The sequence below is a fragment of the Nonomuraea sp. NPDC050383 genome (assembly GCF_044459125.1).
In the GTDB taxonomy this organism is placed as follows: domain Bacteria; phylum Actinomycetota; class Actinomycetes; order Streptosporangiales; family Streptosporangiaceae; genus Nonomuraea.
In genome coordinates this window covers 161,752-178,632 of sequence record NZ_JBITIP010000007.1, presented here as the reverse complement: position 1 = coordinate 178,632, position 16,881 = coordinate 161,752, and the positions used below count along the sequence as shown (strand labels likewise).

Annotated in this window: 18 protein-coding genes; 12 read left to right on the top strand and 6 right to left on the bottom strand. The window is 73.7% G+C overall.

Annotated features, from left to right (window positions below; all coding sequences use genetic code 11):
* Positions 1-21: 21 nt before the first annotated feature.
* The 4 genes from ACIBG4_RS19415 to ACIBG4_RS19400 all read left to right on the top strand — a co-directional run bounded on the left by ACIBG4_RS19415 (position 22) and on the right by ACIBG4_RS19400 (position 4,157).
* Positions 22-960, top strand: a complete 939-nt coding sequence (locus tag ACIBG4_RS19415; protein WP_397202925.1) for an endonuclease/exonuclease/phosphatase family protein — start codon at positions 22-24, stop codon at positions 958-960.
* Positions 961-1,103: 143 nt separating this feature from the next.
* On the top strand, positions 1,104-1,403 hold the full coding sequence (locus ACIBG4_RS19410; protein ID WP_397202924.1) for a hypothetical protein: 300 nt from the start codon (positions 1,104-1,106) through the stop codon (positions 1,401-1,403).
* A 788-nt stretch (positions 1,404-2,191) separates the two neighbouring features.
* Positions 2,192-3,172 (top strand): zinc-binding dehydrogenase, encoded by a 981-nt coding sequence (locus ACIBG4_RS19405; protein ID WP_397202923.1) that lies wholly within the window; start codon positions 2,192-2,194, stop codon positions 3,170-3,172.
* A 76-nt stretch (positions 3,173-3,248) separates the two neighbouring features.
* Entirely contained in the window at positions 3,249-4,157 is a 909-nt protein-coding gene (locus tag ACIBG4_RS19400) for an NmrA family NAD(P)-binding protein (protein ID WP_397202922.1), read from the top strand.
* Here the strand turns inward: ACIBG4_RS19400 and ACIBG4_RS19395 are convergent.
* The gene (locus ACIBG4_RS19395) at positions 4,105-4,650 is read right to left on the bottom strand and encodes a DUF2637 domain-containing protein (protein ID WP_397202921.1); all 546 of its coding nucleotides are present in this window, start codon (positions 4,648-4,650) and stop codon (positions 4,105-4,107) included. The two genes, ACIBG4_RS19400 and ACIBG4_RS19395, sit on opposite strands and share 53 nt — an antisense overlap.
* A 125-nt stretch (positions 4,651-4,775) precedes the next feature.
* On the opposite strand from ACIBG4_RS19395, the gene ACIBG4_RS19390 reads away from it, so the two are divergent.
* Positions 4,776-5,450 (top strand): response regulator transcription factor, encoded by a 675-nt coding sequence (locus ACIBG4_RS19390; RefSeq protein ID WP_397202920.1) that lies wholly within the window; start codon positions 4,776-4,778, stop codon positions 5,448-5,450.
* 40 nt (positions 5,451-5,490) lie between these two features.
* Here the strand turns inward: ACIBG4_RS19390 and ACIBG4_RS19385 are convergent, their stop codons facing one another.
* The 3 genes from ACIBG4_RS19385 to ACIBG4_RS19375 all read right to left on the bottom strand — a co-directional run bounded on the left by ACIBG4_RS19385 (position 5,491) and on the right by ACIBG4_RS19375 (position 8,411).
* Entirely contained in the window at positions 5,491-6,192 is a 702-nt protein-coding gene (locus ACIBG4_RS19385; RefSeq protein WP_397202919.1) for a carbon-nitrogen hydrolase family protein, read from the bottom strand.
* A 69-nt stretch (positions 6,193-6,261) separates the two neighbouring features.
* Positions 6,262-7,926 (bottom strand): serine hydrolase, encoded by a 1,665-nt coding sequence (locus ACIBG4_RS19380; RefSeq protein ID WP_397202918.1) that lies wholly within the window; start codon positions 7,924-7,926, stop codon positions 6,262-6,264.
* A 56-nt stretch (positions 7,927-7,982) separates the two neighbouring features.
* A complete protein-coding gene (locus ACIBG4_RS19375) occupies positions 7,983-8,411 on the bottom strand; it encodes a VOC family protein (RefSeq protein WP_397202917.1) in 429 nt (142 codons plus the stop codon).
* A 96-nt stretch (positions 8,412-8,507) separates the two neighbouring features.
* Here ACIBG4_RS19375 and ACIBG4_RS19370 point away from each other — a divergent pair, with 96 nt between their 5' ends.
* From ACIBG4_RS19370 to ACIBG4_RS19350, 5 genes are all read left to right on the top strand, one after another.
* Positions 8,508-9,488 (top strand): helix-turn-helix transcriptional regulator, encoded by a 981-nt coding sequence (locus ACIBG4_RS19370; RefSeq protein WP_397202916.1) that lies wholly within the window; start codon positions 8,508-8,510, stop codon positions 9,486-9,488.
* Positions 9,489-9,526: 38 nt separating this feature from the next.
* Positions 9,527-9,970: a hypothetical protein gene (locus ACIBG4_RS19365; protein WP_310709146.1), complete on the top strand. Its 444-nt coding sequence runs from the start codon at positions 9,527-9,529 to the stop codon at positions 9,968-9,970.
* A gap of 206 nt (positions 9,971-10,176) precedes the next feature.
* Positions 10,177-10,305: a hypothetical protein gene (locus ACIBG4_RS19360; protein WP_397202915.1), complete on the top strand. Its 129-nt coding sequence runs from the start codon at positions 10,177-10,179 to the stop codon at positions 10,303-10,305.
* A complete protein-coding gene (locus tag ACIBG4_RS19355) occupies positions 10,302-11,111 on the top strand; it encodes a DeoR/GlpR family DNA-binding transcription regulator (RefSeq protein ID WP_397202914.1) in 810 nt (269 codons plus the stop codon). The genes ACIBG4_RS19360 and ACIBG4_RS19355 overlap by 4 nt, the downstream gene beginning before the upstream one ends.
* Positions 11,108-14,887 carry a glycosyl hydrolase gene (locus ACIBG4_RS19350; RefSeq protein ID WP_397202913.1) on the top strand — a complete coding sequence of 1,260 codons (3,780 nt, stop codon included), beginning with the start codon at positions 11,108-11,110 and terminating at the stop codon, positions 14,885-14,887. Before ACIBG4_RS19355 ends, ACIBG4_RS19350 begins: the two co-directional genes overlap by 4 nt.
* Before the next feature lie 33 nt (positions 14,888-14,920).
* Here ACIBG4_RS19350 and ACIBG4_RS19345 read toward each other — a convergent pair whose 3' ends face one another.
* Together ACIBG4_RS19345 and ACIBG4_RS19340 are read right to left on the bottom strand one after the other, a co-directional pair.
* A complete protein-coding gene (locus tag ACIBG4_RS19345) occupies positions 14,921-15,469 on the bottom strand; it encodes a TetR/AcrR family transcriptional regulator (protein ID WP_397202912.1) in 549 nt (182 codons plus the stop codon).
* The gene (locus ACIBG4_RS19340) at positions 15,466-15,789 is read right to left on the bottom strand and encodes an SMR family transporter (RefSeq protein ID WP_310709142.1); all 324 of its coding nucleotides are present in this window, start codon (positions 15,787-15,789) and stop codon (positions 15,466-15,468) included. The genes ACIBG4_RS19345 and ACIBG4_RS19340 overlap by 4 nt, the downstream gene beginning before the upstream one ends.
* A gap of 123 nt (positions 15,790-15,912) precedes the next feature.
* Between ACIBG4_RS19340 and rbsD the strand changes: the two genes are divergently transcribed.
* Complete coding sequence (rbsD, locus tag ACIBG4_RS19335; RefSeq protein WP_397202911.1) at positions 15,913-16,302, top strand: D-ribose pyranase; 390 nt, start codon at positions 15,913-15,915, stop codon at positions 16,300-16,302.
* A gap of 78 nt (positions 16,303-16,380) precedes the next feature.
* Positions 16,381-16,872, top strand: a complete 492-nt coding sequence (locus tag ACIBG4_RS19330; protein WP_397202910.1) for a GNAT family N-acetyltransferase — start codon at positions 16,381-16,383, stop codon at positions 16,870-16,872.
* Positions 16,873-16,881: the final 9 nt, after the last annotated feature.

Here is a 16,881-nt window from a genome sequence, read left to right as displayed (position 1 = left end):
CGCGCCGATCAAGCAGGCCGCATGCGCCTTCGGTCGCCGGATGTTCGTTTCCGGCATCTCGGACGCTTCTGCGCCCGCCTGCGTTCCGTCCTTTCTCGGCGGGAACCGCACGCCGGACCTGCCTCGGCCCTCGGAGCCGGGCTTGATCTAGGGTCCGTGCCTGTGCGAATAATCTCTCTCAACGCCTGGGGAGGCGCGATGTTCGACGAACTCGCCCCCTGGCTCGACAGCTGCGACGCCGACATCCTGTGCCTGCAGGAGGTGACGCGCACTCCCGGCGCCGGCGGCTGGACGCGCTTCGACGACGCCGAGCGATCGCTGCCGCAGCGAGCGGACCTGCTCGCCGATGTCCGCTCGCGCCTCCCCCGCCACCTCGGCCTGTTCACGGCGAGCGACTCTGGACCGGTTCTGGACCACGAACACGCCTCGCGCCGGCAGGACTTCGGGCTCGCCACCTTCGTCGCCGAGACCTTGCCGATCGTCGGCATGCGATCGGAATTCGTCCACGGGAGTTACGCCGAGCATCACGACAGATGGCCGGCGGACGGGCGGCCCCGCGCCGCTCTGGCCGTACGAATCTTCGACCGCAGCGCCCGGCGGTTCGTCACCATCGTCAACCTCCACGGCCTGCGGGACGCCCAGGGGAAGGCCGACACCCCTGCCCGCCGCGCCCAGGCCGAACGGCTCGCGGACCTCGTCGCCGACGTGTGCCAGGAGGGCGACCTGACGGTGGTGTGCGGCGACTTCAACGTGCTGCCCGGCAGCGAGACGTTCCGGATCCTCGCCAAACTCGACCTGACCGACCTGGTACGGGACGCCGACACCAGGACCTCGCGCTATCCCAAGCCGGTACGCCATGCGAGCTACCTGCTCGTCTCCGACCCCGACGCCGTCCGGCGGTTCGAGATCGTGACCGCGCCCGAAGTATCCGACCACCGGGCCTTGACGCTGGACATCTAGCACACGTCGCTACCCGCTGGGATGGCACATCACGTCATGCGCCCGCCCTCACTGCTGGTGGCCCAGCTCGATCCCCAGTTCGCCGAGTACGGTGACCGGGTCCTGGCTTTCTCTCGCCCCGCAGCGAGAGGAAGCACAACCACATGACCCGGCCCCCGACGCCGCGGCGCTCCCGCCGTACAGCGGCCTGGAGCTTCTGCCCGAAGTGCGGATGGATCGGCGCGACCCTCGAGCACCGGCCAGCGCGGGGTCCGCTCGTCCTCCCGTGGAACCCCGACCGGCTCATGGACGTCGCCCGGCCGGAACGGCTCGCACGTCACTGCACCTCGTGCGGCTGCCACTGGGGCGAGACCCCGCTGGACGCGCCCGCCATGGCGGCGACCTCCATCGTCCCCACGCCCGGCGACGCCGACGAGGGCCTGGCCGAGGAAGGGCACTCCTGATGGCCGATGCGCACATCAGCATCAAGCCGCCTCAGAAGAGGACGTACCCGTTCGGTCAGCCACACGGCCGATCATGCTGAGCCGGGAGCGTCCGCGCCTGACCTTCGAGGCGACCCTGTACGACCGCCGGACGGTGACGGTGGTGCGACGAGCAGATGGCGAGGCGCATGCACTTGCATCTAGTCTCCTCATGCGACATAGTTGGTTTTGTCCAACCAACCTTCCGGGAACGGTGTGAGGATGGAACACGTATCGGCCGGCAAGGACGGCCTGGCTCGCCCGCAGTGCGAGGCCGTCGACGGGGTGGCGGCGGCGCTGGCCACGGTGGGCAACTGGATGTTCGCTCCGGCCACACGGCGCAAGATCATGGCGTCCTCCGGGCTGGAGCTCTCCGGCCAAACGCCTGGATTCACGCGGATTCATCGAACGCCAGCGCGGCCGCCGTCGCCGACCTGCCGGCGGACTGGGAGGCGACCGACTTCGAGCAACCGGCCGCAAGCCTCGGCGCTCTCAGCGAAGTGATCAAGAAATGGCCGTGAGCCCATCACGGTTGTGCCGTCCGTCCTCGCCGTGAAGTAGCACTGCGGCCACGGAGACGCCGGGTCCACACCCGCGTCGTGCTCTGCCGTACTCGCTACGGCACCGCACGTTCCCTCCCGGCTGATGTCCATCGACCGGGCCAGGGCCGCCGGGCCCGGTTCTCCCGCACCCGAACGCGGTGCGGCCGTCTGCGCATCCCCGTCGACGCGCACACCACGACTACCTATCCATCGAAGAAGTGATGTCACATGCGTGCCGTACTGCTGCACGAATTCGGGCCACCGGCCCACCTGCGCGTCGCGGACGTGCCCACCCCGAGACCGACGGCGGGCGAGGTCGCGGTGCAGGTGGCTGCGGTCGGTGTCCAGTTCCTGGAGACGCAGGTCCGCGCGGGGACGATGCGCGGCGCGCTCGGCGGCGCGCCGCTGCCGGTGATCCTCGGCAAGGAGATCGCCGGACGGGTCGCCGAGGTCGGTCCCGGCGGCGACACCGCCCTGATCGGCACGCGGGTCCTGGCCGGCACCCAAGGCTTGGGCGGGTACGCCGAGACCGCCGTCGTCCCCGCCGCCACCCTCATCCCGGTCGGCGACGGCATCGGCCTGCCGGAGGCCGTCGCCCTTCACCGCTATGGCGCCACGGCCCAGGGCCTGATCAGGGCGGCCCGCGTGAGCGCCGGTGACCGGGTCCTGGTGCTGGCGGCCGCGGGTGCCGTCGGCACGGTCCTGGTGCAGTTGCTCAAGCGAGCCGGGGCGACAGTCGTCGCTGCCGCGCGCGGCGAGCACAAGCTCGCCCTGCTGAGCAGGCTGGGTGCCGACCACGTGGTGGACTACACGCTCCCCGGCTGGACGGACCTGGCTGGTGAGCCGGTCGGCGGCTCGATGGACGTGGTCTTCGACCATGTCGGCGGAGCGCTCGGACGCGAATCGTTCGAACTGCTCACCCCGGGCACCGGACGGCAGATCACGTTCGGCTTCTCCAGCGGCACGCCGCTGGACATCCGTCCCATGGAACTCATCGGCCGGGGCCTGACTCTGGCCGGGTTCAGCGCGGGCCTCATCTGGAGCAGGCCCGCCCTCGCCCGCGAGCTGGTGACCGAAATCCTGGAGCTGGCCGCAGCCGGGCAGCTCACGCCGGTGATCGGCCAACGCTTCCCTCTGGAGCGGGCGGCCGACGCGCATGCCGCCATCGAGGCGCGTAGCACTGTCGGCAAGACCCTGCTCATCCCCTGACCACACCCCGACGTGCCCCTCACGGGGGTTACGCGTGAACGTCCACATTGGTTTCCGACAAGGAGTCCACATATCCATGTCCTCTTTCCCCAAGGTCTTTGTTGCCGGTGCCACCGGGCTGCTCGGCGGCCAGATCGTCCGAGCCCTTCTCGACCAGGGCGCCCCCGTACGGGCCCTGGTGCGGCCCGACACCAGCGAGGAGAAGAAGCGTTCACTGACCGCCCGGGCGGCCGGCGGTTTGGAACTGGTCGAGGGCGACATCACCGATCCGGCCGAGCAGCTGGCAGAGGCCGTCGGCGACGCCACGACCGTGATCTCGGCCGTCCAGGGCGGCCCCGAAGTGATCGTGGACGGGCAGGCCAACCTCGTGCGCGCCGCGGAGAAGGCCGGCGCCCGGCGGTTCATCCCATCCGACTTCGCCTTCGATCTCACCAAACTGGATGACGGCGACAACTTCATGATCGACTGGCGCCGGCAGGCCGCCGCCGCTCGCGCCGGCAGCCGCCTTGACGTGGGTTCCGTGCTCAACGGGGCCTTCTACGAGGTGATGACGGGCTTCATGGGGCTCATCGACTGGCAGCAGGGCACCCTGTCCCACTGGGGAGACCCCGACCAGCCGCTCGACCTGACCTCAGTGCCCGACACCGCCGCCTACACCGCCGCCGTCGCCCTCGACCCGTCCGCCACCGGCACCCTGCGCTTCGCCGGCGAGGTCATGTCGATGCGCCAGTTCCACGACGCGGTCCAGCGCGGCTCCGGCCGCCCGCTTGAACTGCGCCACCTCGGCACCGCCGACGACCTCCGCGCGGAGATCACCCGTCAGGCGGCGCTCACCCACAACCCGTTCGACTACGTGGCGCTGCAGTACCAGTGGTGCATGGTGACCGGCAAGGCCAAGTTCGACAGCCTGGACAACGCCAGATACCCGAACGTCACACCCCAGTCGCTGACCGACTTCGTACGCGCCACCACACCCGCGCACTGACACACCGTCCGACAAGCCGGTACGCGATCTGCAGCCCGCACGGTGGACCGCGTACCGGCTTTGCCTGAGGACCACTGGCCGTTGCGCGTCTGGATCGCTCGTGCCCACTGCCACGCCTCGCGTTGCACCGCACGATCATGCCTACGGCGCCACTTCGTCGCCGCGTCAGAGTCCTCGCCGCCTGCGATGGCTCAGCGATTGCGACGTTCGCCCCGAGGCTCGCCAGACCTGCGACCACCAGGAGCGTCCACGGGAGTAGGCCGCCTCGCGATCCGTACCGACTGGCCAGGAGCAGCGACATCGAGGCGGCCACGATGGCGCCGTCCACCGCCAGGGGAATGAGCGCCGCAGCAACCGGCTCCTCGCCGTGCTGGAGCGCGAGCCCGTACATGTGACGGAACGAGACCACGGCCGCGATGCCGGCGACCAGAAGCACACTCGCCGTCGTGGCCCATCGAATCCACTTCTCTGCGCGACATGGTGTGTTGGCCATCGGCGCTCACCCCTGGCCGAGCAGGAACCTGGTGCTCAACGTGAAGGCGTGTGCATTTGGTGCGAGTCCCCCGCCAGTGGGTGCGGGCCGGCGACGTTCGTGGTCCCTCCATCTAGGCTGGCCGCATGAGGGTGCTCGTCGTCGAGGACGACACCGCCCTGGCCGGCGTGCTGACGCACGGCCTGCGGCGGGAGAGCTACGCCGTGGACGTGGCCACGAGCGGCGAGGACGCCCTGTGGAGCGTGATGGAGCACGACTACGACGCCGTGGTGCTCGACGCGATGATCCCGCCGCCCGACGGGTACGAGGTGTGCCGGCGGATGCGGGAACGCGACCGGTGGGCGCCGGTCATCATGCTGACCGCCCGCGACGCCGTCCGCGACCGGATTCGCGGTCTCGACGCGGGCGCCGACGACTACCTGACCAAGCCGTTCGCCCTCGCCGAGCTGTACGCGCGGCTGCGCGCCGTGACCCGCCGCGACCAGGTACGCCGTCCCGCCGTGCTGCGGGCGGGCGACCTCGCCCTCGATCCGGGCACGCGGGCGGTGCGCCGGGGCGAGGTGGACGTCCCCCTGTCGGCCAAGGAGTTCGCGCTGCTGTACGAGCTGATGCGCAGGCCGGACGAGATCGTGACCCGGTCGTACCTGATCGAGCACGTCTGGGACTTCGCCTACGACGGCGGCTCGAACGTCGTGGACGTGTTCGTGCGGTACCTGCGGGAGAAGGTGGACCGCCCGTTCGGCCGGGAGACGATCGAGACGGTGCGGGGCGCCGGCTACCGCCTGTCCACCAGACGCTGACCCGCGACGCCCCACCGGGCGCCCGCCCCGGGCCGGGACCTCAGGTCAGCTTCGTGGTGAGGGTCGCGCCGGTCTCCGGACCGGCCTGGGCCACGAGGCCGCCGCCGGGCGCCCAGAAGCCGGAGCGGCCCGCCGTCTCGGCGAACCCGCCCCCCGTCGGCCCGGCGAAGCTCGCCACCGCGACCCACAGCCCGTGCTCGGCGGCGATGCGCCTGGCGCGCCCGGTCTGGAGCTCCGCCTCGGCGGCGTGCTTGACCGTCCCGGCCACGTAGGCGTCCACGCCGAGGGCGGCCGTCGCCGCCGCGTGCTCCGGGACGCCGGTGTCCTTGCAGACGGCCAGGCCGAGCCGCCACCCGTCCACCTCCAGCACCCCCGGCTCCGAGCCGGGCGCGAACCGCAGCGCCTCCTCCTCGCCGAGCCACATCTTGCGGTACGCGACGGTGAGGCCGGCCCCGTCGACGGCCAGCATCGCGATGTGCGGACCCCGGTCCCCGGCCACGGGCGCGCCGGCCAGCGCCACGGCCCCGGTCTCGGCGCACGCCGCCACGAGGGGCGCCAGCCGGGCGTCGCCCGGCTCCACGGTCGCGGCGTCCAGCTCGTACCCCGTGAGCGACAGCTCGGGGAACACGACGACCCGCGCGGCGGCCGACCGCACGGCCCGCGCGTGCTCGGCGGCGTTGGCGGCCACGTCGTGCGCGGCGGACAGCGGCTGGGCGACCGCGATCGTCAGCGGCTCGGGCATGCGACCTCCCTGGGCGACGTCTCCCCGGCGGGCCTGCCGGGGCCGGGACCGCCCCATCCTAGGCCGTGCTCAGGAGGGGGTCCGGGTGAAGGTGCCCAGACCGGTGTGGTCGAGGTTGTCCACGGTGACCTTGTCGGCCCGGCCGTCCGCGCCCGCCGCGAAGCGGACGCCGGCCAGGCCCACGGCGTTCTCCCCCGGGGTCCGGTAGGCGAAGGTGTCGCCCGCGTAGTGGCGCAGCGGCAGTCGGAGGGGCTCGGGCCCGAGTCTCATGACCAGCCCGCCGCCCTCCTCGGTGACGGTCAGCGGGCCGTAGTGGCCGTTGGCGTACACGCCGGTGTAGGAGCTCGCCGGCCGGGCCGGGGCGGCGTCCGCGGGCGGCCTGCCGTAGTCGGTGGCCGGCCGCGCCTCGCGAGCCGTCCGGGCCAACGCGTCCCCGGCCAGGCGCAGCCAGTCCACGGTCTGCCTTTCGTGCCCGGCGACGTCGAGGAAGGTCAGCGCCACGGCCTCGGCGGCGCCGACGGGCTGCCCGTTGGTGAGCACCACGACGCCGAGCCCTTCGGACGGCAGCATGGTCACGTTCGTGGCGGCGCCCAGCTCGAACCCGCCGGAGTGGCCCAGCCGCAGCCGGCCGAGGTCGTCGTAGCCGACGTTCCAGCCGAGCCCGTAGAAGCCGGGCACGCCGTACGGGGCGGCGGGCCGGGCCGAGAGGATGTGCGGCAGGTACGTCTGGTCGAGCGCGGACGCCGGGATGAGCCGCTTCCCCGCGTACACGCCGCCGCCGAGCAGGAGGCGCAGCCACGCGGTGAGGTCACGGGCCGTGGAGCTGGCGCCGCCGGCGGGTGACTGGGCCTGGGCGTCGCGGGTGTGGCGCGCCTCCCAGTGCCCGTCCACCCGGACGTGTCCCACGGCCCGGTCGCGGGCCTTCTCGTACGCCGAGAAGAGGGAGCTGGTGGAGCGCATTCCCAGAGGCTGGTAAAGGAGTGTCCGCGACAGCTTCGCCCAGCTGAGCCCGGCGGCCCTGGCCACGGCGAGCGCCGCCTCGGTGAAGCCGAAGTTGGTGTAGGCGTACTGCGCGCGGAACGGGCCGAGGGGCTCGTCGCGCAGGTGCCGCAGGATGTGGCGGCGGCCGTAGCCGAGGTCCTCCAGCAGGTCGCCCGCGTGGTCGGGAAGGCCGCTGCGATGCGAGAACAGGTCGGCGAGCGTCACGTGCCGCGTCACCCATGGGTCCTTGAGCGCGAACCCGGGGTCGTGCCGGACGACCGGATCGTCCCAGCCGACCGCGCCCTGCCCGACAGCGCCCTGCCCGACCCCGCCCGGCCCGACAGCGCCCCGGCCGATCACCCGGGCGACGACGGTGGTGGCGAGCGGCTTGGACACGGAGGCGAGCTGGAAGACCGTGTCCGGGCCGACCGCGCCGGGGCTGCCCGCCCGCCGCACGCCGAACCCCTTCAGGTACGCGACCCGGTCCCGGTACACGACGGCGACGGCCATGCCGGGCACGCCCGTCCTGCCCATGACGTCGCGCACGATTCCGTCGAGCCGCGCCACGGCGGTGTCCACGGCGGCCGGGGTGAGGGCGGGCGGCGCCTGGGCGGGGGGCGCGGCGGACAGCGTCGCCCCCGGCGTGCCCTGCCCGTACGCCGCCGGCAGGCGCGGGCCGCCCGTGGGCGCGGCGCCGCACCCGCACAGCAGCACCGCCGCCGTCGCGGCGACCGCCGCTGCTCCCCGCCTCATTCCCGCAGGTTAAGCCGGGCGCGGGCGGCGCGCCGGAGGCACGCCGCAGCGGCGGGTCAGGACGGGCGGGCCGAGGCGAGGACCTCCAGGTAGTGGGGGTTGGTCATGATGCCGAGGACGTTGCCGAACGGGTCCACCACGGACGCCGTCACGAACCCGTTGCCTCCGCGGTCCACGATGCCCTGGTGCTCCTCGGCGCCCATGGCGAGCAGCCGGTCGAGGGTGGCGGCCAGGTCGTCCACGGCCCAGTACAGCACGGCACCGGCCGGGGTGGCGCCGACACCGACGCCGTGCGGGGCGTACGCGCCACGGACGATGCCCAGCTCGTGCCGGTAGTCGCCCACCCGGAACTCCACGTACGCCGGCTCACCGTCGGGCCCCGGCCGCTCGAAGTACGGGGCGACGCCGAGCAGCGCGGCGTACCAGTCGCGGGCGGCGGCCAGGTCGTCGGCGAACAGGTTGACGGTGGCGAATCCACGCAGCATGCGAAGGCTCCTTCAGTTCCGGGGAGGGCGGTACGGGAAGAACGGTACGGACGCTTGAGGAAGGTGCGGTTCCTCAACGCCTGGCAGACTCGGGGCATGTTGGACACCTCGGTACGGCTGCTGCGGCTGCTGTCGCTGCTCCAGGCACGGCGCGCGTGGGGCGGGGCGGAGCTTGCGCAGCGGCTGGGCGTGACCACGCGGACCGTGCGCAACGACGTGGAGCGGCTGCGGATCCTCGGCTACGAGATCCACTCCGCGACCGGCACCGCCGGCGGCTACCGGATGGGGGCGGGCACCGCGATGCCGCCGCTGCTGCTGGACGACGAGGAGGCCGTGGCCGTCGCCGTCAGCCTGCACGCGGCCGCCTCGGGGTCGGTGACCGGCATCGAGGAGACGTCGCTGCGGGCGCTCACCAAGGTCCAGCGCATGCTGCCGTCGCGGTTGCGGCACCGGATCGAGGCGATGCGGGCCGCGACCGTCTCCGTGGCCGGGCGCGGCCCGACCGTGGACGCCGGGACCCTCACCGCGATCGCGGCCGCCATCCGCGACCACGAGCGGCTGCGGTTCGACTACGAGGGGCACGACGGCACGGCGAGCGTGCGCACCGTCGAGCCGCACCGCCTCGTCTACACCGGGCGGCGCTGGTACCTGCTGGCCTGGGACGGGGAGCGGGAGGACTGGCGGACGTTCCGGGCCGACCGGGTACGGCCGCGCACGCCGGGCGGGCCGCGCTTCACCCCGCGCACCCCGCCCGGCGGCGACGCCGCGGCGCACGTCGTGCGGGGCGCCGCCTCGACGGCGTACAGGCATGCGGCCCGGGTGCGGTTGCACGCGCCGGTGGAGGCGGTGGCCGGCCGGATCCCGCCCGCCGCCGGCCTGCTGACGCCCCTGGACCCCGCCGAGGGCGAGAGCGGCTGCCTGCTGGAGACGGGCAGCGAGTCGCTCCACGACCTGGCCGGCTTCCTGGGGAGCCTGGGGGTGCCGTTCACCGTGCTGCACCCGCCCGAGCTGCGCGCCCACCTGCGCGACCTCGCCGCCCGCTACGCCGCGGCGGCCGCCGAGGAGGGACCCCGCTGATGGTGTGGTTCATGCCCTGGTGCGAAGATTGAAGGGTCATGCCGACCAACCTCACCGTGATTCTCAGCGATCGGCCGGGGGAGCTGGCCCGCCTGGGGGAGCTCACCGGCGAGGCCGGCGTGAACATCGAGGGCCTGGCCGCGTTCACGGGCGAGGGCAAGGGCGTGGTGCACGTGCTGGTCGCCGACCCTGACGCGGCGCGCTGCCGGCGGACGCTGGAGGGCGCGGGCATGGGGATCGCCGACGAGCGGTCCGTGCTGGTGGTCAACATCGAGGACCGGCCCGGCACGCTGGGCGAGCTGACCCGGCAGCTCGCGAGCGCGAACGTCAACATCGACCTGGCCTACACGGCCTTCGGCGGCGTGAAGGTGGTCATCGCGACCGAGGACCTGGACAGCGCGCTGGCGGCACTGGAGGGGCCGGTGACCTCGCGCCTGGACGAGGTGCCGGGGGCGCCGAGCATCTGGGACCAGCCCGCCTGACCCAGCGACATATCAAACGTCGTGTGATAAATAACAGCCACGACACACGGCTCCTGCCACGTGTTCTCTCGTCGTAGGCCCCCGTTCGCGATGATGGCTACGCACTTTTTAACACTAGACACCGTGATCTATCACATGTCAGGGTTGATGCCGCGTCCATCACGCGATCTCCCCTCCGATTGTCGGGACATCCCCCGGAGCCGTCCATGACCCCTTCCACCCCGCCTGCCGAACGTGACCGCCCCGGCCCTGGCGTGCTCGTGCGCGACACCCGGCCGCTCAGCCCGCACCCGTCGCTGATCGCGTTCCACACCGCGGGCGGGCTCGCGGGATGACGGACGACACCGGCGGCGCGCGGCGGGGACCGGCCTGGCGGCAGGAGGCGATCGCCGAGCAGATCCTCGCCCGCGGCGACATCACGGCCGTCGAGCTGGCCGAGCTGTTCCAGGTCAGCGTGATGACGATCCACCGGGACCTGAACGAGCTGGAACGCCAGGGCCTGGTCCGCAAGCTGCGCGGCGGCGTGACCGCGCAGCCGTCCAGCGTGTTCGAGAGCAACGTCGGCTTCCGCGAGCGCTCGATGCGCGTCGAGAAGGACGCCGTCGCCGCGCGGGCGGCGGAGCTGGTCGAGCCGGGCATGGCCGTCATGCTGGACGACTCCACCACCAGCCTCGCCCTCGCCCGGCGGCTGGAGCCGCTCGCGCCGCTGACCGTCGTCACCAACTTCCTCACCACGATCGAGCTGGTCGCCGGCATGCCCGGGATCCGGCTCATCGCGCTCGGCGGTGACTACGACGTGCTGCACAACTCCTTCCTCGGCGTCTCCTGCACCGAGGCCATCGCCTCCCTGCAGGCCGACCTGTGCTTCGTGTCGACCTCGGCGGTGACCGGCGGCTACGCCTACCACCAGGAGCAGCACATAGTGCCGGTCAAGCGCGCCATGCTGGCCTCGGCCACCCGCAGCGTGCTGCTGATCGACCACACCAAGCTGGCCAGGACCGCGCTGTACCGTGTGGCCGGACTCCAGACGTTCGACCACGTCATCGTGGACGCCGGCGCCGGGCCCGAGGCGCTGCAGGACCTCGGCCAGCTCACCCGCTCCCTCGATGTGGCCACCACACCCGCTCCGGAGGCGTCATGACCCCGCCGTCCCCCCTCCCGTCCCCTCCGCAGGCGCTCGCGTCGTCGCTCCCGCCGGAGCTGGCGCGGGTCCTGGCCGAGCCGCCGCGGGCCTACTCCCCCGCGGCGATCTGGTGGTGGAGCGGCGAGCCGCTGCGCCGCGACCGGCTGCGCCGGCAGCTCGAACGCTTCGCCGAGGGCGGCGTGTGGAACCTGGTCATCATCAACCTGGCGCCGTCCGGGCCGATGTTCGGCTCCGACGCCGACGACCCGCCGTTCTTCTCCGAGCCGTGGTGGGAGCTGCTGGAGCAGGTGTGCGACGACGCCGAGGAGCTGGGCGTCTCCCTGTGGTTCTACGACCAGCTCGGCTTCTCCGGCGCGGACCTCCAGGCGCGGCTGGTGGACGAGGAGCCGCGCTTCGCCGGGCGGTGGCTCGCCGCGGACGGCTCGGTGACGACCCGCGGCTTCGACTACCTGTCGCGGGAGGCGTGCGCGACGCTGATCGACCGGGTGCACGGCGAGTTCGAGCGGCGGCTCGGGCACCGGCTGGGGGGCGTGATCGCAGGCTCCTTCCAGGACGAGCTGCCGGCCATCCCGACCTGGTCGGACGGCTTCGCCGAGGAGTTCGCCCGGCGGCGCGGCTACGACGTCACGCCGTACCTGCCGCTGCTGTGGCAGGACGGCGCGGGGGACGCGGGGGACGCGGAGGGCGCCGGCGGCGTCGATCCAGGTCTCGTGCGGCGCGACTACCACCTGACCCGGGCCGAGCTGGCCGAGGAGGCGTTCTTCCGGCCGCTCGCCGCCTGGCACGAGCGGCACGGCCTGATCAGCGGCTGCGACCAGCAGGACCCGGCCCGCGCCGGTCACCCCGTGGAGGGGGTGAGCATGTACGCGGACTACGCGCGCACGCACCGCTGGTTCGGCGCGCCCGGCTCCGACCACCACGGGGACGCGCGAATCCACTCCTCGCTCGCCCACCTGTACGGGCGGCCCCGCACGTGGATCGAGGCGTTCCACTCCAGCGGGTGGGGCGGCACGCTGGAGGAGACCTTCGACTGGCTGCTGCCGTGGCTGCGCGCCGGCGCCACCCTGTACAACCCGCACGCCGTCTACTACACGACCAAGGGCGGCTGGTGGGAGTGGGCGCCGCCGGCCACGGACTGGCGGCAGCCGTACTGGCGGCACCACCGCGTCTTCGCCGACGCCGTCACGCGGCTGTGCGCGGCGCTGTCGCTGGGGCGGCACGCGTGCGAGGTGGCGGTGCTGCTGCCGACGGCCACGGCCCAGGCCGGCACCCGCCTCGACGGGGCCGGTCCCGAGGCGGAGCGGGCGCAGGAGGTGTACCGGCGGCTCGTGGGCGACATGGCGTGGTTCCGGATGGTGCCGGGCGTGCTGGACGGGCTGGGCCTGGACGCGGACGTCATCGACGACGACTCGCTCCAGCGCGCCACCGCCCGGCCCGCCTCCGCCCCCGCCCCCGGCCAGGGCCAGGGCCAGGGCCAGGGGTGGGGCGGGGCGCGGCTGGAGGTGGCCGGGGAGTCGTACGCGGCCGTCGTCCTTCCCGCCTGCGCCGTCCTGGAGCCGGACACCGAGCGGGCGCTCGTCGCGTTCGCGGAGCGGGGCGGCCTGGTCGTGGCCGTGGAGACGCTCCCCGAGGGGCCGCTGCGCGAGCTCGTCCGCTTCGCGCCGACGGTGGACGAGCTGGGGCCGCTGCTGTCGCCGCTGCGCCGGGTGGAGGCTCCCGCGCCGCCGCTGGTGCGGGAGGTGGACGGCGCGACGCTCGTCTTCCTCCAGGCGGCCTTCCCCATGGCCAGCCGCGTGGCGGTGGAACGCCCCGACGCGCGGGGCGCGGACCAGGGCTGGGACACGGCCACGATCGACTTCGACCCCGCCCGGTACGCGACGGAGACACCGGTCCGGGTGCGGGGCGTCGCGGGGACGCCGCTGCTGGTCGACCCGTTCACGGGCGGGGTGCGCGCACTGCCGTACGAGGTGGACGGGGAGCACGTGGAGGTGGTGGTGCCGTTCGACGCGGGACCCGCGGCGCTGCTGGTGTTCACCGGCGAGGACGTGACTCCCACCGCCCCCAGCGCCCCGGCCGGGACGCTGGAGGTGGACCTGGGCTCCGGCTGGGAGATGGAGCCGGTGCCCACGCTCGACGACACCTGGGGCGACCTCGGTCACGACGGGCCGGTGCTGCGGCGGTGGGAGGTGGAGCACCGCCTCGACGGTGAGGACGCGTGGTTGCCCGCGTACGCCACGTTCGGCCCGCACGGCGCCTGGCGCGTCACCCCCGCCGGCTCCCCGTCGGCCGGCTCCCCGTCGGCCGGGCCGGTGGGCGCGGACGGCTGGCGGCCCGCGGTGTTCTCGGTGTCGCGCGGGATCCGCAAGGACCCGATCCACCGGGTCACGCTCGGCCCCAAGGGGCACGTGCCGGAGGAGTTCCTGGACTTCGGCCCGGTGGACGCCGGTCAGGCCGCCTGGTTCCGGTGCGAGCTGACCGTACCTGGCCTGCGGGAGGCGTACCTGGCCGTGGGGGCGCCCGCCGCCAAGGCGGCGTGGATCGACGGCGCCCCGGTGGCCCTGGACGACCGCGGTTACCTGGCCCTGGCCCGCGACCCGCTCTCCCCCGGCACGTACGTCCTCGACCTGCGGCTGGACCCGGAGGAGGACGGCGCGCCGCTGCGCGCCCACCTCGCCGTGGTGACGGACCCGGAGGCGTACCTGCGGCCGGAGTGGATCGCCGGGCCGGAGGGGCCCGCGGAGCTGACCGCGACGTTCACCCCGCGCGGGACGGTGCTCCAGGTGGCGTCGTCGGCGGCCTGCCGGGTCCTCGTCAACGGCGTCGAGCTGGGCCGGCAGGGCGGCTTCGACCCGTACGCGGACATGCGCAAGCCCCGGGTGCGCCGCTACGACGCCGCGGGGGTGCTGCGGCCGGGCGTGAACGAGGTGACGGTCCGGGTCGGCGACGGCTCCGAGCCGGTCCTGGTGGACGGCTGCGCCACGTCGGGCCCCGGCTGGGAGGCGGTCCGGGACGGCGTCCGGGTTCCGGCGCGCGTCCGCCGGGCCCAGTACCTGGACCCGGCCGCGCTGCACCTCCCCCGCCGCCCCCACCCGCTGCCGGACACCTCCTGGCTCTCGGCGGCTCCCAGCACTTCCGTGGTGGTCCCCGCCGTGCTGGCCGAGGAGGGGACGGAGGGCCGGGTGGAGTGGCTGCGGTTCGGGGTGCCGCCGGGCGCCACCGCCCTCCGGGTGCCGCTGCGCGGCAAGGCCGTCCTCCACGTCGACGGCGACGCCGTGGCGGACGGCACAGGATGCCTGTCCGTGCCCCTCGACGGCCGGGCCGGGCCGCGCGTGGCGACGCTGCGGGTGGAGACCGAGGCCGGGTACGCCGGCGGGGCGATCCTGACCGGGCCGATCGAGTTCGACGCCGGGCCGGGGCCGATCGAGCTGGGCGACTGGGAGCGGACGGGCCTGCCGGAGTACAGCGGCGGCGTCCGTTACCTCCGGACCGTGCCCGTCGCGGGGTCGCCGGACTCGGCGGTCCTCGATCTGGGCCGGGTGCGCGGCACGGCCGAGGTCCGGGTCAACGGCCGCCCCTGCGGGGTCAGGGTCTGCTCGCCGTACCGGTTCGACGTCGGCGCGGCGCTGCGGCCCGGTGACAACACGGTGGAGGTCGAGGTGTACGGCACGCTCGCCCCGCACCTCGACGCGGTGAGCCCCACCCATTTCGTCTTCCCCGGCCAGCGCGTCACGGGTCTCTTCGGCCCGGTCCGTCTCGTGCTGCCCCGGCCCTGAGGCGGGTGAGCCGGGTCCCGGCCGGGGCGGCCGTCAGCCGGGGCCCATGCCCAGCAGGGCGGCCAGCGACCGCTCCAGCCAGCCGATGTCGAGGGGCTCGTCGTCGATGAGGCAGTGCAGGAGGGCCCCGTCGACGAACATCGCGGCGGCCCGCGCCGCCCGCGCGTCCGCGCGCCCGGCCAGGACGGCGGTCAGACCGTCGATCCACAGCCGGGCCAGCGGCCGCAGCTCGGGCCGGTGCGCGGCCGCGGCGTAAAGCTCGTTCCAGATCACCATCCGGTCGCGCTCACGCAGGTAGGCGGCCGTCAGCGCGGCGAGGGTGGCGGGCACGTCCGCGCTGCTCCGCAACTCCTCGCCCCAGACACGCAGCCACTCCTCGGTGGCCTCGGCGGCGTGCGCGAGCGCGGCGGCGACCAGGTCGCCGAGGGAGGCGAAGTAGTACGTGGTCGCCCCCAGCGGGACGCCGGCCCGCGCGGCGACGAGCCGGTGCGTCAGGCCGTTCACGCCCACCTCGGGGATCAGCTCGCAGGCGGCCTGGACCATGCGGCGCCGGCGCTCCACCGGGTCGCGCCGCGCGGTCAATGCGCGCCCGCGAGGTTGAGCGTGACGACTCCCGCCACGACGAGGGCCACGCCCGCGACCTTCGCCGCGGTGAGCGGCTCGCCCAGGAACAGCATCCCGATGACGACGATCAGCGTCGTGCCCAGCCCGGCCCAGACGGCGTAGGCGACGCCCACCTGCATGCCCCGCTCCAGGGCCCGGGCGAGCAGCAGGAACGCCGCGCCGTAACAGGCCAGGCAGGCCAGCGTCGGCCACAGCCGGGTGAACCCCTCGGTGCTCTTGAGCAGGGTCGTCCCCAGCACCTCGGCCCCGATCGCCAGGGCGAGGAACAGGTACATCATCGGCGCTCTCCCGGAGTAGTACACCAGTACATGGACAAATGTACTATTCGTCCGGGTGTCGCTCCCCCGGCGCCACGGTCCGGCCGCGTACGGTCGGCTCATGCGGAGAGAGCGGAGCGCCCCGTGAGGCGCGGCGGCATCCTGAACGGCGCCCTGGCGGGGGCCCTCGCGCGGCTCGGGCACACCGACCGGGTGCTGGTCTGCGACAGCGGCATGCCGCTGCGGCGCGGCGCCGAGATCGTGGACCTGGCCTTCCTGCCCGGCGTCCCGGCGTTCGGCACCGTGCTGGACGGCCTGCTCGCCGAGATCGTCGTGGAGGGCGCCACGGCCGCCCAGGAGGTGCGCGAGGCCAACCGCGCGTGCGACGCCCTCCTGCGCGAACGGCTCCCCACCCTGGCGTACGTGCCCCACGATTGGCTCAAGGAGCTGGGCCGGGCCTGTGAGCTGGTCGTCCGCACGGGCGAGGCCCACCCGTACGCCAACGTGATCCTGAGCTGCGGCGTCCCCTTCTGACCCGCGCCACCGGCCCGGCTACAGTGCTCCTTCCCGGGGGGCATCCGGCCCGGCGGGTCGACGAAGGCGAGTGACCGTATGACCGATCCTCCTGTCGCTCCGATGCGGTTCCGGCTCGACGTGCGATTGCCGCAGGCCGTGCCGGCTCACGACTTCCGGCATCCGGGAGAGGCCGACATACCCGCCTTGGGGCGGCTGATGTGGGAGGCGTACCGGGGGACGCCCGACGAGGAGGACGCCGGGGGCAGTGTCGGGGCGGCGACCGAGGAGATCCGTCTGACTCTCACCGGCGAGCACGGGATCTTCCTGCCCATGGCGTCCTTCGTCGCGGACGACGGGGCCCGGCCCGTGGCCGCCGCGCTGGTGACGGAGTGGCAACAGGTGCCGCTGCTGGCGTACGTCTTCACCGCGCCGTCACATGCCGGCGAGGGGCTGGGCCGGCGGCTGATCGAAGCGGCGATGCACGCGCTCGGGGAGCAGGGCTATCCGCTGTTGTCACTGGCGGTGACGGAGGCCAACGTCAGGGCCCGGCGCCTCTACGCCTCCATGGGTTTCACCCCGCACTCGTAAGACACGCCG

What these genes read in the sequence shown, in the direction of transcription:
- ACIBG4_RS19415 (WP_397202925.1), top strand. Translation starts at nt 22, where the DNA reads ATGCGCCTTCGGTCGCCGGATGTTCGTTTCCGGCATCTCGGACGCTTC.
- ACIBG4_RS19410 (WP_397202924.1), top strand. Translation starts at nt 1,104, where the DNA reads ATGACCCGGCCCCCGACGCCGCGGCGCTCCCGCCGTACAGCGGCCTGG.
- ACIBG4_RS19405 (WP_397202923.1), top strand. Translation starts at nt 2,192, where the DNA reads ATGCGTGCCGTACTGCTGCACGAATTCGGGCCACCGGCCCACCTGCGC.
- ACIBG4_RS19400 (WP_397202922.1), top strand. Translation starts at nt 3,249, where the DNA reads ATGTCCTCTTTCCCCAAGGTCTTTGTTGCCGGTGCCACCGGGCTGCTC.
- ACIBG4_RS19395 (WP_397202921.1), bottom strand. Translation starts at nt 4,650, where the DNA reads ATGGCCAACACACCATGTCGCGCAGAGAAGTGGATTCGATGGGCCACG.
- ACIBG4_RS19390 (WP_397202920.1), top strand. Translation starts at nt 4,776, where the DNA reads ATGAGGGTGCTCGTCGTCGAGGACGACACCGCCCTGGCCGGCGTGCTG.
- ACIBG4_RS19385 (WP_397202919.1), bottom strand. Translation starts at nt 6,192, where the DNA reads ATGCCCGAGCCGCTGACGATCGCGGTCGCCCAGCCGCTGTCCGCCGCG.
- ACIBG4_RS19380 (WP_397202918.1), bottom strand. Translation starts at nt 7,926, where the DNA reads ATGAGGCGGGGAGCAGCGGCGGTCGCCGCGACGGCGGCGGTGCTGCTG.
- ACIBG4_RS19375 (WP_397202917.1), bottom strand. Translation starts at nt 8,411, where the DNA reads ATGCTGCGTGGATTCGCCACCGTCAACCTGTTCGCCGACGACCTGGCC.
- ACIBG4_RS19370 (WP_397202916.1), top strand. Translation starts at nt 8,508, where the DNA reads ATGTTGGACACCTCGGTACGGCTGCTGCGGCTGCTGTCGCTGCTCCAG.
- ACIBG4_RS19365 (WP_310709146.1), top strand. Translation starts at nt 9,527, where the DNA reads ATGCCGACCAACCTCACCGTGATTCTCAGCGATCGGCCGGGGGAGCTG.
- ACIBG4_RS19360 (WP_397202915.1), top strand. Translation starts at nt 10,177, where the DNA reads ATGACCCCTTCCACCCCGCCTGCCGAACGTGACCGCCCCGGCCCTGGC.
- ACIBG4_RS19355 (WP_397202914.1), top strand. Translation starts at nt 10,302, where the DNA reads ATGACGGACGACACCGGCGGCGCGCGGCGGGGACCGGCCTGGCGGCAG.
- ACIBG4_RS19350 (WP_397202913.1), top strand. Translation starts at nt 11,108, where the DNA reads ATGACCCCGCCGTCCCCCCTCCCGTCCCCTCCGCAGGCGCTCGCGTCG.
- ACIBG4_RS19340 (WP_310709142.1), bottom strand. Translation starts at nt 15,789, where the DNA reads ATGATGTACCTGTTCCTCGCCCTGGCGATCGGGGCCGAGGTGCTGGGG.
- ACIBG4_RS19330 (WP_397202910.1), top strand. Translation starts at nt 16,381, where the DNA reads ATGACCGATCCTCCTGTCGCTCCGATGCGGTTCCGGCTCGACGTGCGA.